Below are 13,207 nucleotides of genomic sequence, written 5' to 3' on the forward strand. Positions count from 1 at the left end.
TTTCTAATCTCTATTATCTAACCTCTAATTTCTATTTTTATTTAATGCTTTTTCAACTTCATTTCCGCAAAGATCTGTGATAGAAATTCCGTAGATTTTTGCCTGTTGAGGAAGAATACTTGCAGGAGAAAATCCTGGATTTGTATTCATTTCCAACATATAAGGAATACCATCCATCAAAATAAACTCACTGCGCGAAAAGCCACTCATTCCAAGAGAATCGTACGCTCTTTTTGAGATTTCTTCAACTCTTTTTGTCGTTTCAGCATCAATTCTTGCAGGGGTAATTTCTTCGGAAGCATCTTCATATTTAGCTTCATAATCAAAGAATTCATTTTGAGGAACAATTTCTGTAATTCCCAAAACGATGGTTTCACCCTTAAAATCAATTACGCCTACAGAAACTTCCATTCCGTCTAAGAAACTTTCAATTAAAATTTCATCATCTTCTTTAAAGGCAATCTCGGTTGCTGCAATTAATTCAGACTTTTCTTTCACTTTAGAAATTCCTAGAGAAGAACCGGATTGATTAGGCTTAACAAAAACAGGAAGTCCCAATTCATCAATGATCTTATCTACATTAATATCTTCTCCTTTTCTTAAATAAACACTTTTCGCAGAAGGAATTCCATATTTAGACAATACCGCTAACGTATCTTTTTTATTAAATGTTAAAGCACTTTGGTAAAAATCACAGCCTGTATAAGTTTGCCCGATGGCGTCCCAATACGCTTGTAAAATTCCATTTTCGCCCGGAGTTCCATGGATAATATTAAAGCAAACATCAAATTTTAGTTGCTCGTTATTATCTAATGCTACGGAGAAGTCACCTTTGTTGATGGCATATTTTTTATCATTTTCACCTAAAAAATACCACTCATCTTTAAGAATGACCACTTTATATACATCATAGAGGTCTCTGTCTAAAGAATCATAAATTAATTGACCGCTTTTCAGGGAAACAACATATTCGTCTGAATAGCCTCCCATAACTACGGCAACAGTTTTTTTGCTCATAACCATATAGTATCAATTAGGGCAAATTTAATGATTTTATACAATGCAATAAGGGAAATTCGGAAAATTTGAAATCAAAAATGAATTGTGTTAAATAAAAAGGACTTTCTAAAATTATTAATTATATTTGCCGTTATAATTAAAGTCTTTTTAAGTATGCTTAAATCACTTTTCAATTGGAAAGTTTTACTGAACTTATTAGTAGCCATCGCAGTTTTTGTTGGGTTGGTATGGCTTACGTTTCGTTGGTTAGAATACCATACGAAACATGGTCAGGAAACTCCGGTTCCAAATGTTGTCAATAAATCTGTATATGATGCTGTTAAGATATTAGAAGACGCAGGTTTAGAATATTCTGTAGACAGTGCTACGTATGATCCTAAATATAGAGCTTTTCAGGTTCTTAAAATGTCTCCATTTGCGGGCTCTCGTGTAAAAGACGGTAGAGCTATTGAATTGAGAGTAAATCCTAGAACTTGGGCACCTGTTGCGATTCCTGATGTTATTAATAAATATTCAGGATTAGCCTTCCAGAGAATAACTCAGGTTGGATTAAAGGTTGGAGATACTATTTTTGAACCAAGTATTCAAAAAGATGCTATTATTCGAGTATTATTCAAAGGAAATGCCGTAAAACCTGGAACATTGATTCCTAGATTCTCAACGATTGATGTTGTCGTAGGCTCAGGACCGATGAGAAATATCTCAATACCAAATGTGGTAGGATTAACCGTGAAAGAAGCAAGAGGAGTTATTGCAAGAAGTATGTTTGAAGTTGGTCTTGTAGAACATGAAGACGGAAGCAAAGACGAATCTGATATTATTTATTATCAGGATCCTGCTTCGGGTGATGTCAGGGATCAGGGAATGCAGATGGACCTCTGGGCGAGTAAGAAAACTCCGGCTGAATTAAGTGCTAAAATTGAGCAGTTAAATTCGATATACCGTATGAAGGTTGATACATCATTACCTCCTGTACGTTACGAAGAAGTTCCGAATTATCAGTCAGCTCCGGAACCTGTACCTGTTGCTCCGGCGCCTGTACAAAGAACGGAACCTGTGAAAACAGAACCTAAACCGGCAACAACAAAACCTGCCGCTTCTACAACTGAAAATAAACCAAAAACTTCCGCAAGCACGACTAATGCGAATACAGGAAGTAATAATAAAACACCGGCTACAGGCACAACACAGCAACCTGCTCAAAAGCCGAAAGCTAAAAAAGTAGTCGTAGAATAATACCTACTTATTATAAAAATTAAGGCTTCAACTTTCATAATGTTGAGGCCTTTTGTGTAAAAAAATAAAACAATGACAGAAGATAACGAAGATTTTTTAGATGAAGAATTATTAGATTCCAACAGTATCGATTCTATTGATATTGATGAGGAAAATAGCGGGTTGTATGAGCATCTTAATATCACTGTTGATAAAAAGCAAGAACCATTAAGAATAGATAAGTTTCTATTAATTTATCGTCAGAATTCTTCACGAAATAAAATCTCACAAACCTGCAGAGCCGGAAATGTTGTCGTAAACGGATTACCCGTAAAACAAAACTATCGTGTAAAGCCTGGAGATCAGGTTTCGGTATTGCTGGCACATCCTCCAAGGCTAAATGTTATTGTTCCGCAAAATATTCCTATTAATATTATTTATGAGGATGATGATTTGGTGGTCGTGGATAAAAATCCTGGAATGGTTGTTCACCCAGGATTCGGAAACTGGGACGGAACTTTAGTAAACGCTCTTGCTTATCATTTTGAACAAAATAATGAAAAATCTGATCTCGACAGAGTAGGATTGGTTCATAGAATTGATAAAGATACTTCAGGATTATTGGTTATTGCTAAAAATGAATATGCTTTAAGTTTCCTTGCCAAACAATTTTTTGAAAGAAAAACCAAAAGATTATACTGGGCTTTTGTGTGGGGAAATGTGAAGGATGATGAAGGAACAATAACCGGACACATCGGAAGACATCCTAAAAATAGAATGCAAATGCACACCTATGTAGACGGAAGCCACGGAAAACACGCTGTAACCCATTATAAAGTCCTTGAAAGATTTAAGTATATGACTTGGGTGGAATGTAAATTAGAGACCGGAAGAACCCATCAGATAAGGGCGCACTTCAAACATATTGGTCATACGCTCTTTAATGACGAGAGATATGAGGGGCATACGCCCTTAAGAGGAGTTAACCTACCTAAGTATAAGCATTTTATAAAAAACGTATTCGAGGTTTTACCCAGACATGCGCTTCATGCCCACACTTTAGGATTTATACATCCAACTACCAAAAAGGAATTGTATTTTGAGAGCCCAATGCCCCAAGATATGACGGATGCTGTAAAAAAATGGAGAAATTATTTAGAAAACTAAAAATATATTGAGAATTTTTTTATATTTGTTGAATTGAAATCAAGATTTGTTATGAGAAAACTATATGCTATCGTGTGTTTGGCTCTTTTGTCAAATGCATATAAAGCACAAGAAACATTACCATACTATCAACAATATCTTTTGGATGGTGAGTTCCTGTTCAACCCTGCACAATACGGTAAAACGGACTATGTTCAGCTTAATCTTAACTACCAACAACAATTTTCAAAGTTTAGCGAGTCTCCAAACGTACAGTCTGTGGGGATCAACGCGAATATCTTTGATAGAGTAGGTGCTGGTATTTCTGTTTTTAGAGATAGTAATGGACCTATCTCGGCTGGGGGTATTACAGCTGGTGCTTCATATTTCATTCCTCTTAGCAGTGAAGGAGACAGAAAAGATCAATTCTCTTTCGGTACAAGCGTAAGCTTTTACAATATGAATTTTGATTACTCAAAGATTAATACTGAAGATGCGTCTGACCCTCTATTACAGGGTAGTGAGAGTAATATCTTTATGGCTTATGCCAACTTTGGGGTAGCGGCTACCTATCACAATATCTTTGCAGGCGTTTCTGTAAACGATATCGCGTTAACAAATGATGAGTCTATCATCAACGGTCGTGAGCCTTCTCCAATCAAATTCTTCTTAAACTTAGGATATGACTGGCATTTTGCAGACAATATGTATGTAACACCATCTGCATTAATCAACCTTAATACAAACTCTACAAGAACAATTGATTATAACTTGTTGGCAACGTTCTTCAACGACATCAATTCATTCTCTTTCGGGGTTAACTATAGATCTGTTCAGAATAGATTCGATAGCCAACAGTTAAGTATTTCTCCAATCGTTAAAGTAAGATTTAACAAATTTATGATCGGAGCTAGTTACAATCTTGGATTATCTGATATTCAGGAATATGGAGGGAATAGCTTCATGATTGGTCTAGGTTATAACTTTGATAACTTCATTAATCATAGAGGTTATAGATATTAATCAATTTAATTTAAATAAATTTGAGCTCTGATTTTTTCAGAGCTTTTTTTATGATTTATATTCACATCCCGTTCTGTAAGCAAAAATGCAGCTATTGCAACTTTCATTTTTCAACATCTTTAAATTTTAAGGATGAAATGATTGCTGCTATGAAGAAAGAAATCTTTTTACGAAAAGATGAACTGCAGAATAAAAACCTGCATTCCCTTTATTTTGGCGGTGGAACGCCTTCCATTCTTTCTGTTGATGAGATCAATTCTATGATTGATGAGGTTTTAAAACATTTCAGTTTTGAAAAAGATATTGAGATAACTTTGGAAGCCAACCCCGATGATTTAGATAAAAACTTTGTAAAAGGACTATCAAATTCTCATATTAATCGATTGTCGATCGGAACTCAAAGCTTCTTTGAAGAAGATTTAAAGCTGATGAATCGTGCACATAATGCTTCCGAAGCCGAAAGTTCTATCAAAAGAGCTCAGGATTTTGGCTTTGAAAACTTAAGTATTGATCTAATTTACGGTTCGCCAACCTCCAATCTTGCCATCTGGAAGGAAAATTTAAACAAAACAATCGCGTTAGAAGTTCCTCATATTTCTTCTTATGCGCTAACTGTTGAACCAAAAACGGCGTTGGAAAACTGGATCTCGAAAGGCAAAGTTGCTAATCCTAAGGAAGAAGAGCAGAATGAAGAGTTTTATTACCTCTCAGATTTCCTAAAAGACAACGGTTTTGATCATTATGAGGTGTCAAATTTTGCGAAACCCGGCTTTTATTCAAGACATAATTCTGCGTATTGGAAGTATAAAGAGTACTTGGGAATCGGCCCATCTGCACATTCTTACAACGGTCATGATATCAGAAGTTGGAATATTGCCAATAATCAACAGTATATTAAGAAATTAAACTCAAAAATTTTAGCTAAAGAAACAGAAATTCTGTCTCAGGAAGATCAATTTAATGAAATGATCATGATTGGTTTAAGAACAATTTGGGGTGTAGATCTTGAAAGTTTGAATAATAAATTCTCAAATAAAATTTTAGATACATTTCAAAATGATATTAAATCTAAAGTTTCTGACGGTATTTTAGTAGTTGAAAACAATCATCTTAAAATTCCTGAAAAGCATTGGTTTATGGCAGATGGAATTGCTTCGGATTTGTTTGTAGTTTAAATTGGAAGTCAGAAGCATGAAGTTGGAAGAGTTGTTTGTGAAAAACTTCCAGCATCCAGCATTCAGCATTCAACAATTTCACTATTTTTGTATAAAATTTCAGCTCACTTGAAAACTAAAAAAGTAAATTACTCGCATCTTTCAGCAAAACAGCCTATCGGAATTTTTGATAGTGGGGTTGGAGGATTAACGGTTGCTAAAGAAATAAAAAGACTTCTTCCTAATGAAGATCTGATCTATTTCGGAGATACAAAACACCTTCCGTACGGTGAAAAATCAAAGGAAGTGATCATCGAATATTCTACAAAGATCACCAATTTTTTGTTGGCTCAAAATTGCAAAGCGATTGTAATTGCCTGTAATACGGCGACGGCGAATGCTTTGAATGAAGTGATGCAATCTGTTGCCGGAAAAGTTCCTGTGATTGATGTAATAAATCCTGTTGCAGAAAAAGTTTCGTACGAAATTCATAATAACGTTGGAGTTATTGCTACAAAAGCAACGGTGAATTCAGGCTTGTATAAAAAAAGCATTAGAAAGCATAACAAGTGGATCAAAGTTGATGAATTAGCAACGCCTTTATTGGTTCCGGCTATTGAAGAGGGGTTTAAAAATCATCCGATCACACATGCAATCATTTATAATTATTTAAGCAACAGTAAATTAAAAAATATTGAAACATTGATCTTAGGATGTACGCATTATCCTTTGTTGATTGATGAAATCAAACAATATTACGGAAACCGCGTTCGTGTAATTGATTCACCAAATATTGTTGCCAATCATTTGAAGATTATTTTAGATAAATATAATTTGTTGAATGAGAGTAATCCAAAACCCAATTATCATTTTTACCTATCGGATCTCACCAAAAACTTTGAAAAAATCTCAAAAAAATTCTTCGGAAAGTCCATTGATTTAGAATTTAAAGTATTATAAAAACAAAAAGCTGTCTCAATTTGAAACAGCTTTTATTGTAATTAAAATTCTAAAATTACTTTTTCAGCTTTTAATCTTTTCTTTGGGTTTAATTTAGGTTGATTGCTGTCTTCTTCGGATTTCTCACCGATTACTACTGCAAACAAAGTTTCATAGGCTTCATTTTTCAAAATCTCGTTGTATTTATCTGTTTCAATTCCTTCCATCGGTGTGGAATCAATTCCCATATCAGCACAAGCAGAAAGAAAAACTCCAAGAGACAGATAAACCTGATGTCCAAGCCATGATTTTATAGCTTCTTCACCTTTTGGTTTTACAAAGTTCTTGTAATAATTGATAGAACCTTCGGGAAGATTTTCCTCAATCTGCTCTTCAAAATCTTTAACGTTTTTGATCACCTGAAATACAACCAACTGATTGCTGTCTACAATTTTCTCTTTGTTAAAATAAGAAGCTTCTGCCAATTCAGTTTTGATTTCAAGATTATTTACAAACACAAAATTCCACGGCTGGCTGTTGATGGAAGATGGACTCAGGTTTAAAATTTCTTTTAATTGAGCTATTTGTTCTTCGCTGATGATTCCTTGAGGATTGTATTTTTTTACAGTATACCTCGTTTTCATTTTGTTTAAAAAGTTCATAATTTTGTACTATCATTTTTATAGTTACAAAATTAATTTAAGTTTATTAACTTTGCAATAACGGTAAAAAATGATAGTATAAATGTATACAGTAGATAACAAGCCATATCCTTGCTGTACCAGCGTCACAATGAGGTTTATAGGCGGAAAATAGAAAGCAGTAATTTTGTTTTATTTAATTGATGGAGCAAAAAGATATAACGAATTAAGAAAATTAATCCCGACAATAACGGAAAGAACGTTAAGTCTTCAACTAAAACAATTGGAAGAAGATAATATCATCGACAGAAAAGTTTTCACAGAAAAGCCACCTTTAATGGTAGAATATTCATTAACGGATTTTGGAAAAACATTGCTTCCTGTTTTAACTGAAATTACAAAATGGGGACAAGATGCGGTAGAAATTTCAAAAAAAATAACCAAGAATTAAATTTCCTGGTTATCTATTTCTACTGTTTCTACAGTATTCGGTTTAAAAAAACTGAAACTCACGTTTCCGTATTTTCTGGTTTCTAAAAAGTTGGGATGATCGAATTTCAGTCTGCTTTGATGTTCAACAATCAGAACACCGTTTTCTTTTAAATATTTGTTATTCAATACTAAAGAAAGCAGTTCGTAGTATTTTTTTTCTTCCATCTCGAATGGCGCATCAGAAAAAACGATCTCAAAAGATTTTTTATTTCTGAATTTTTTTAACCAATCAAAAGCATCTCCTCTCTGAACGCTCACCTGCACAGACATATCAAGCTCTGCAGCAGTCGAATTAAGGAAAGAAGTGTGTTTTGGATTCATCTCTACGGATGTTACGTCTTTGCAGCCTCTCGACGCAAATTCAAACGTAATAGACCCGATTCCTGCGAAAAGATCCAGCACGGAGATCGACTGCATATCATACGTATTTTCTATGATACTGAACAAAGCTTCCTTTGCAAAATCCGTCGTCGGTCTTACATCAAAATTCTTTGGAGCTGCTATTTTTTTGGCTTTCCATCGGCCGGATATTATTCTGTACATTTTTTTAGTTGAGTTGTTGTTTTATTTTTTAATAAAATTTTCCGTAAAAAGATTTTATATCAAAATAATATTTTAATGTTGTTCCGTCAGTTTTTTCTACAGTTATTACATCAAAGGGCTTCCCGTTGTGTTCAGTTAATGATTGTGATTTTACTTTACAATCATTACAGTTTTGTCTTATAAATAAATATTCGTTTTCTACACTTTTTGCTTTGACTGCCGTTTCATAAGATAGACCGTCTTTTTGATCACTGATATTAGTCGAGCCACAAGAAGTAATAACGAAACTACATATAGCTATTACAAAATAAAAAACAGATTTTTTCATGATAAATGGTTAAAGTTTTTAGTTGAAATATGAAATTAGACTATACAAGTATAAAATTCTTATTAGGAATATTATCAAATACAATTTTCAGATTCTTTACAAATTTCTGTAATTCTGAAATAAAGGTTTCATTTTCAGTGGTTTCTCCGTAAGCAAAAAAGCTGGTTTCATTGATTCCAAAACCGATTTTGCTTAACGTAAACATTACAAAATAAAGAAAATCTACCTCCGAATTTACATCCAGATTATTGTATAAGATGATTTTTTTATTGTCAATGGCAAAAAATTCACACTGATTATGATATAAATTGATGTGAATTTCTTTATTATTTTTATTGTTGATCGAATTTAAAAACTTTTCCCCAGAAAAATTAAAATGAACAGGAATCGCCAATTCTTTTATTTTCTTATAAAAAGTTTTCGGAAAAGTATAATAAAACTGAACCTTGAATTTTTTATTCACAGAAAGCATCAGTTCCTCGTTTTCCTTGTCTACAGGAGCGTTGAAAGCAATCAGCTCAAAGCCTGCATCATGCTCTGAAAATCCTTCAGGCATTAGAGTAAAATGATTCAGTGACGAGATTACATGAATTTCGTCAAATCTTTGTTTTATGAGAATATCATCCAGTTGATCAGCAATGAAATTTTCCGGAGTTTCCTCTGTCACGAAATAAGATTTTTCCTCCAAAATGCTTTTATTCTTAGCTATTTGGTAGATCAATCCGTCTTTGGTAAAAAGTAAATTAAGTACGTTCATATTACAATTGTTGCAAATTTAGTGAAATTCTACCATTACCGCACCCGATTGATGATGAAGTATATCTTTATTGTAAAAATCAAGATTACTTTGGCTTTCCAAAACATCAAAAACCATTCTCTGAAGAACGCCATCACCAATTCCGTGAACGATTTCCAGCCTTTTTAAATTGTTTTTTCTGCAAAAAGTAATGGTTTGTAATAGCTTTTCCTTTTGAATAAACAGTCTTTCGAAACTATCATAATCATTAGGATTTTTAACTAAATTATGAAAATGTAAGTCCAAAACCAAAGCATTATTCTGATGTTTTTTTGAAACAATCTTTTTAGCTTCGGGTTTTCTTACAACTTTAATATTTTCATAAAGATCAGCATTTTTAGGAACTAATTTCTCTTGTGGATATTGATAGGTGAATCCATATTCATCTTTAAAAACCACAGTTTTTCCATGAACGGAAGTCACAATTCCACTTAAATCTTCGTCTACCACAGAAACTTTATCGCCTATCTTCATAATAATTTTTAAATACAAACACAAAAGACACAAATAATATCAAGAATTTAAATAGTGATATAGTGTTTAAAACATCAAGTTTTTGATCCCAATTCTATAACCTCCAAATCTTTTATTTCTTCACCATCAACCACAAAACGCATCATTGTTCTCATTTTATGCCAACCCTGTTTTCCGCAAGCTCCGGGATTAAGGTGAAGAAGATCATTTTTTTTGTCATACATCGCCTTTAAGATATGAGAATGCCCTGAAATAAATAATTTCGGAGCTTTTTCTGTAATTTCTTCTTTAGCTAGAGGTGTATACTTTCCGGGATAACCTCCGATATGGATCATTAAAACTTCCAGATTTTCACAAAAAAACCGGTTTACTTCAGGAAATTCAGAACGGATTTTAGCATTGTCAATATTTCCGTAAACGCCTTTTAATGGTTTAATTTTTTCAAGCTCTTCAATGATCTCGAAACTGCCAAAATCGCCGCAATGCCAAATTTCATCAGCTTGTCGGGCATATTCTAAAATTCGGTCATCAATGTAGGAATGAGAATCGGAAAGGAGGAGAATTTTGGTCATTATCTAACAGTTCTTTCGGTAATATTTTCGTCATATTTTTCCTTGAAAATGGCAACCCGTTCTGGGTTTAATTCACCTTCATTATTGATCACTCTTTCTTTTAATAGCCATTTGATCAACTTTTCCATTCCTTTTCTGGAGTTCATAAAATTGGCAATTTTTGAAATATCTGTTGTCTCTACCGTTACTTTTTCAGTCAGAAATTTCAGGATAAAATAATCGTCTTCCATGTATTTGGGAGTTTCGTTATCCATATATTTCCACATTAAAATTTCATCATCATCTTTCATTGTAAAGAAAGAATATTGAAAAACATTGATTTTTTCTGCTTTTAAAATCTGCTTTCCATCAAGAAGAACTTTATCATCCTTTATCACAACTTCTTGCGAGAAATAAAAATTAAAACTGAGTATAAATAAAAAAAAAGCTAATAGTTTTTTTGTTGTCATTTTTTAGTGTTTAAATCGAAATGCAAATTTACTCAATAAATGCTGAATTGATTAACTTTGAGAAAATTTTAAAATAATGAAGCATAACTTTTCTTTGTTCTTTATTTTTCTTTCTCTGATGTCTTTTGCGCAGGTTGAAGAAAAAAAACTGGACGAATTGATCCAGAATACATTAAAAACTTTTGACGTTCCCGGAATGTCTGTCGGAGTGATCAAAGATGGTAAACTAATCTATTCAAAAGGGTTTGGAGTACGTTCTTTAACAACAAAACAGCCAATGGACGACAATACTTTGGTAGGAATTGCTTCCAATTCAAAAGGTTTTACATGTACTGCATTGGCGATTTTAGCGGATGAAGGAAAACTGAGCTGGGATGATAAAGTTTCAAAATATATTCCTGAATTTCAAATGTATGATCCTTATGTTTCTCAAAATGTAACGATTAAAGATTTGGTAACGCACAGAGCCGGATTAGGGTTGGGACAAGGTGATCTAATGTTTTTTCCTGAAGGTGGAAATTTAACGGTGAATGACATTATTCATAACGTAAGATATCTGCAGTCTGAAAACCCTTTCAGAACGACTTTAGATTACAATAACATCATGTTTATTGTTGCTGGAGAAGTGATTCACCGAGTTTCAGGATTAAGCTGGGCAGATTTTATCGAACAGAGAATTATGAAACCTGTTGGTATGACTTCAAGTTTCGGAAGTTATAACAGAGCAAAAGCCGTAACCAATAAAATTGATGCTCACGCTCCTGTAGACGGAAAAGCGATCGCAGTTCCTCACGACTGGAATGAAACAGCCAACGCTGCAGGTGGAATTATGAGCAACATTAAAGACATGACGACTTGGGCAGAATTTTTATTGAATAATTTTACTACAAAAGACGGGAAAAAATTAGTTTCAGATAAAAATGTTCAACAGCTTTGGAGTTTACAGATCCCAGATAAAATAGCTCCTAAAAGTCCTTATGATACTAGCTTTTACGGTTATGGGATGGGGTGGTTTTTAAGTGATGTTAAAGGCCACAAACAAGTTCAACATACAGGTGGATTGATTGGAACGGTAACTCAGTTTACATTAATTCCCGATCTGAAACTAGGGATTGTAGTCTTGACTAATCAACAGTCTGGAGCAGCTTTCAATACAATAACCAATACTGTAAAAGATTCTTATTTAGGTGTTGCAGACCGAAATTGGCTCAAAACTTACGGTGAAAAAATGGTAAAAAATGAAGCTGTTTATGAAAAACAAAAGAAAGAAGCTTTTGCAAAATCTGAGTCATTTAAAAAAGATAAAAATCTTCAACCAAAAACAGAGCAGTTTGTAGGAAGCTATAATGATATTTGGTTCGGAGATGTAGAAATTTCTCAGCAAGGAAGTAATTATAGAATTTCATGTAAAAATTCTCCTAGATTAAAAGGTGAACTTCTTCCATATTCGAACAATTCTTTCATTATAAAATGGGATGATAGAAGCTATGACGCCGATTCTTACATTATTTTTAATTATGATGAAAATGGAAAAGCACAGTCTGCAAAATTGAAACCTATTTCGGACGTTACCGATTTCAGCTTCGATTTTGAAGATTTGGATTTGAAGAGAAAATAAAAACAAAATATTTATTATCAATAGGAACGGACTTTAGTCCGTTTTTTTTGTTTTGTAGCCTAATATTGGCTTTAGCCGAAACTTATTTTAACAATTTCAAATCCTGTTCAGTTCTTGTCAGTTCAGATTTTAAGTGTTGTTTTTCAAAGAATATTTTTAATTCAAGCAATCGTTTTTTATTATCATATTTAATACTTGAATTCAGTTTTTGTTGGCAAAGTGAACAGGCTCTCGCGAAATGAGAATCGGTTTCAGGAAGATGATTTGTTCCATTCATCACACAATTGGCATTCAGGCAATGGCTGATTCCAAACATATGTCCAATTTCATGGGAACTTATTTTTATAAGCCTTTCGAGACTTTTATTAAAATTTAGTTCGGTTAAATTTCCATCAGCAAATCGATACATTGAAGTAACGCCAACGCCATCTTGATAGGATGCTATTCCAAAAACATAGTTCCATTCAGGTTTCGGAAAAAGATCTCTTTCTGTTATTCCCATGAATGCAACGGCATCTTTTGGTTTTCTTTTAATTAAAATACTATCCAAAACATATCCTGCGAGAATTTGTTCTTGCCCATTTTTAAATATTCTTTTGACAGATTTTGGAAAAATAGCATTAGATAAAGTTGGTAAAACCTTAGTTTCAAGCTGAAAATAAATTTTTAAATATTCTTTAGTAAGTTCAATTTCTTTCTTTTGTAAATCATTAAAATCTCCAATTGGCTGTAGATAAATCGTATTTTTCCCAGCTTCAGGTTTAATTTTTTCCATTTTTTGAAAATCACCAAAAGTC

General features: G+C 33.2%; 14 protein-coding genes and 2 pseudogenes. 7 read left to right on the top strand and 9 right to left on the bottom strand.

The features are described 5' to 3' along the window. Window positions 1–24: 24 nt before the first annotated feature. Window positions 25–1,017, bottom strand: coding sequence for a D-alanine--D-alanine ligase (locus tag SB689_RS13865; protein ID WP_410692726.1), 993 nt, complete (start codon window positions 1,015–1,017; stop codon window positions 25–27). Between the two features lie 156 nt (window positions 1,018–1,173). Here SB689_RS13865 and SB689_RS13870 point away from each other — a divergent pair, with 156 nt between their 5' ends. The 5 genes from SB689_RS13870 (at window position 1,174) to murI (ending at window position 6,518) form a co-directional block, all read left to right on the top strand. Next, window positions 1,174–2,256, top strand: coding sequence for a PASTA domain-containing protein (locus tag SB689_RS13870; RefSeq protein WP_410692727.1), 1,083 nt, complete (start codon window positions 1,174–1,176; stop codon window positions 2,254–2,256). A gap of 72 nt (window positions 2,257–2,328) precedes the next feature. Continuing rightward, the gene (locus SB689_RS13875; protein ID WP_410692728.1) at window positions 2,329–3,402 is read left to right on the top strand and encodes an RluA family pseudouridine synthase; all 1,074 of its coding nucleotides are present in this window, start codon (window positions 2,329–2,331) and stop codon (window positions 3,400–3,402) included. 51 nt (window positions 3,403–3,453) lie between these two features. Beyond that, window positions 3,454–4,404 (top strand): type IX secretion system membrane protein PorP/SprF, encoded by a 951-nt coding sequence (locus SB689_RS13880; protein ID WP_410692729.1) that lies wholly within the window; start codon window positions 3,454–3,456, stop codon window positions 4,402–4,404. A gap of 50 nt (window positions 4,405–4,454) precedes the next feature. Further along, window positions 4,455–5,579, top strand: a complete 1,125-nt coding sequence (hemW, locus tag SB689_RS13885) for a radical SAM family heme chaperone HemW (RefSeq protein WP_410692730.1) — start codon at window positions 4,455–4,457, stop codon at window positions 5,577–5,579. A 108-nt stretch (window positions 5,580–5,687) separates the two neighbouring features. Continuing rightward, complete coding sequence (gene murI, locus SB689_RS13890; protein ID WP_410692731.1) at window positions 5,688–6,518, top strand: glutamate racemase; 831 nt, start codon at window positions 5,688–5,690, stop codon at window positions 6,516–6,518. A 41-nt stretch (window positions 6,519–6,559) separates the two neighbouring features. On the opposite strand, the gene SB689_RS13895 is transcribed toward murI, so the two are convergent. After that, entirely contained in the window at window positions 6,560–7,159 is a 600-nt protein-coding gene (locus SB689_RS13895) for a nitroreductase family protein (protein WP_410692732.1), read from the bottom strand. A gap of 82 nt (window positions 7,160–7,241) precedes the next feature. On the opposite strand from SB689_RS13895, the pseudogene SB689_RS13900 reads away from it, so the two are divergent. Beyond that, window positions 7,242–7,589, top strand: a pseudogene (locus SB689_RS13900) (winged helix-turn-helix transcriptional regulator). Here the strand turns inward: SB689_RS13900 and SB689_RS13905 are convergent. The 6 genes and pseudogenes from SB689_RS13905 to SB689_RS13930 form a co-directional block, all read right to left on the bottom strand. Beyond that, window positions 7,586–8,176, bottom strand: a pseudogene (locus SB689_RS13905) (RsmD family RNA methyltransferase); the annotation flags it as partial. The pseudogenes SB689_RS13900 and SB689_RS13905 overlap by 4 nt on opposite strands. Before the next feature lie 25 nt (window positions 8,177–8,201). Beyond that, entirely contained in the window at window positions 8,202–8,501 is a 300-nt protein-coding gene (locus SB689_RS13910; RefSeq protein WP_410692733.1) for a hypothetical protein, read from the bottom strand. Between the two features lie 40 nt (window positions 8,502–8,541). Continuing rightward, a complete protein-coding gene (locus tag SB689_RS13915; protein ID WP_066752249.1) occupies window positions 8,542–9,258 on the bottom strand; it encodes a DUF3822 family protein in 717 nt (238 codons plus the stop codon). A gap of 18 nt (window positions 9,259–9,276) precedes the next feature. Beyond that, window positions 9,277–9,771, bottom strand: coding sequence for a Smr/MutS family protein (locus tag SB689_RS13920; RefSeq protein ID WP_410692734.1), 495 nt, complete (start codon window positions 9,769–9,771; stop codon window positions 9,277–9,279). Between the two features lie 74 nt (window positions 9,772–9,845). Further along, on the bottom strand, window positions 9,846–10,343 hold the full coding sequence (locus SB689_RS13925) for a metallophosphoesterase family protein (RefSeq protein WP_410692735.1): 498 nt from the start codon (window positions 10,341–10,343) through the stop codon (window positions 9,846–9,848). Beyond that, window positions 10,343–10,792 (bottom strand): hypothetical protein, encoded by a 450-nt coding sequence (locus SB689_RS13930; RefSeq protein ID WP_410692736.1) that lies wholly within the window; start codon window positions 10,790–10,792, stop codon window positions 10,343–10,345. The genes SB689_RS13925 and SB689_RS13930 overlap by 1 nt, the downstream gene beginning before the upstream one ends. A 76-nt stretch (window positions 10,793–10,868) precedes the next feature. Here SB689_RS13930 and SB689_RS13935 point away from each other — a divergent pair, with 76 nt between their 5' ends. After that, window positions 10,869–12,410, top strand: a complete 1,542-nt coding sequence (locus SB689_RS13935) for a serine hydrolase (RefSeq protein WP_410692737.1) — start codon at window positions 10,869–10,871, stop codon at window positions 12,408–12,410. Between the two features lie 82 nt (window positions 12,411–12,492). On the opposite strand, the gene SB689_RS13940 is transcribed toward SB689_RS13935, so the two are convergent. Then, on the bottom strand, window positions 12,493–13,185 hold the full coding sequence (locus tag SB689_RS13940) for an archaemetzincin (protein ID WP_410692738.1): 693 nt from the start codon (window positions 13,183–13,185) through the stop codon (window positions 12,493–12,495). Window positions 13,186–13,207: the final 22 nt, after the last annotated feature.

Origin of the sequence: Chryseobacterium sp. SIMBA_038, from assembly GCF_046535115.1 — a bacterium.
In the GTDB taxonomy this organism is placed as follows: Bacteria; Bacteroidota; Bacteroidia; order Flavobacteriales; family Weeksellaceae; genus Chryseobacterium.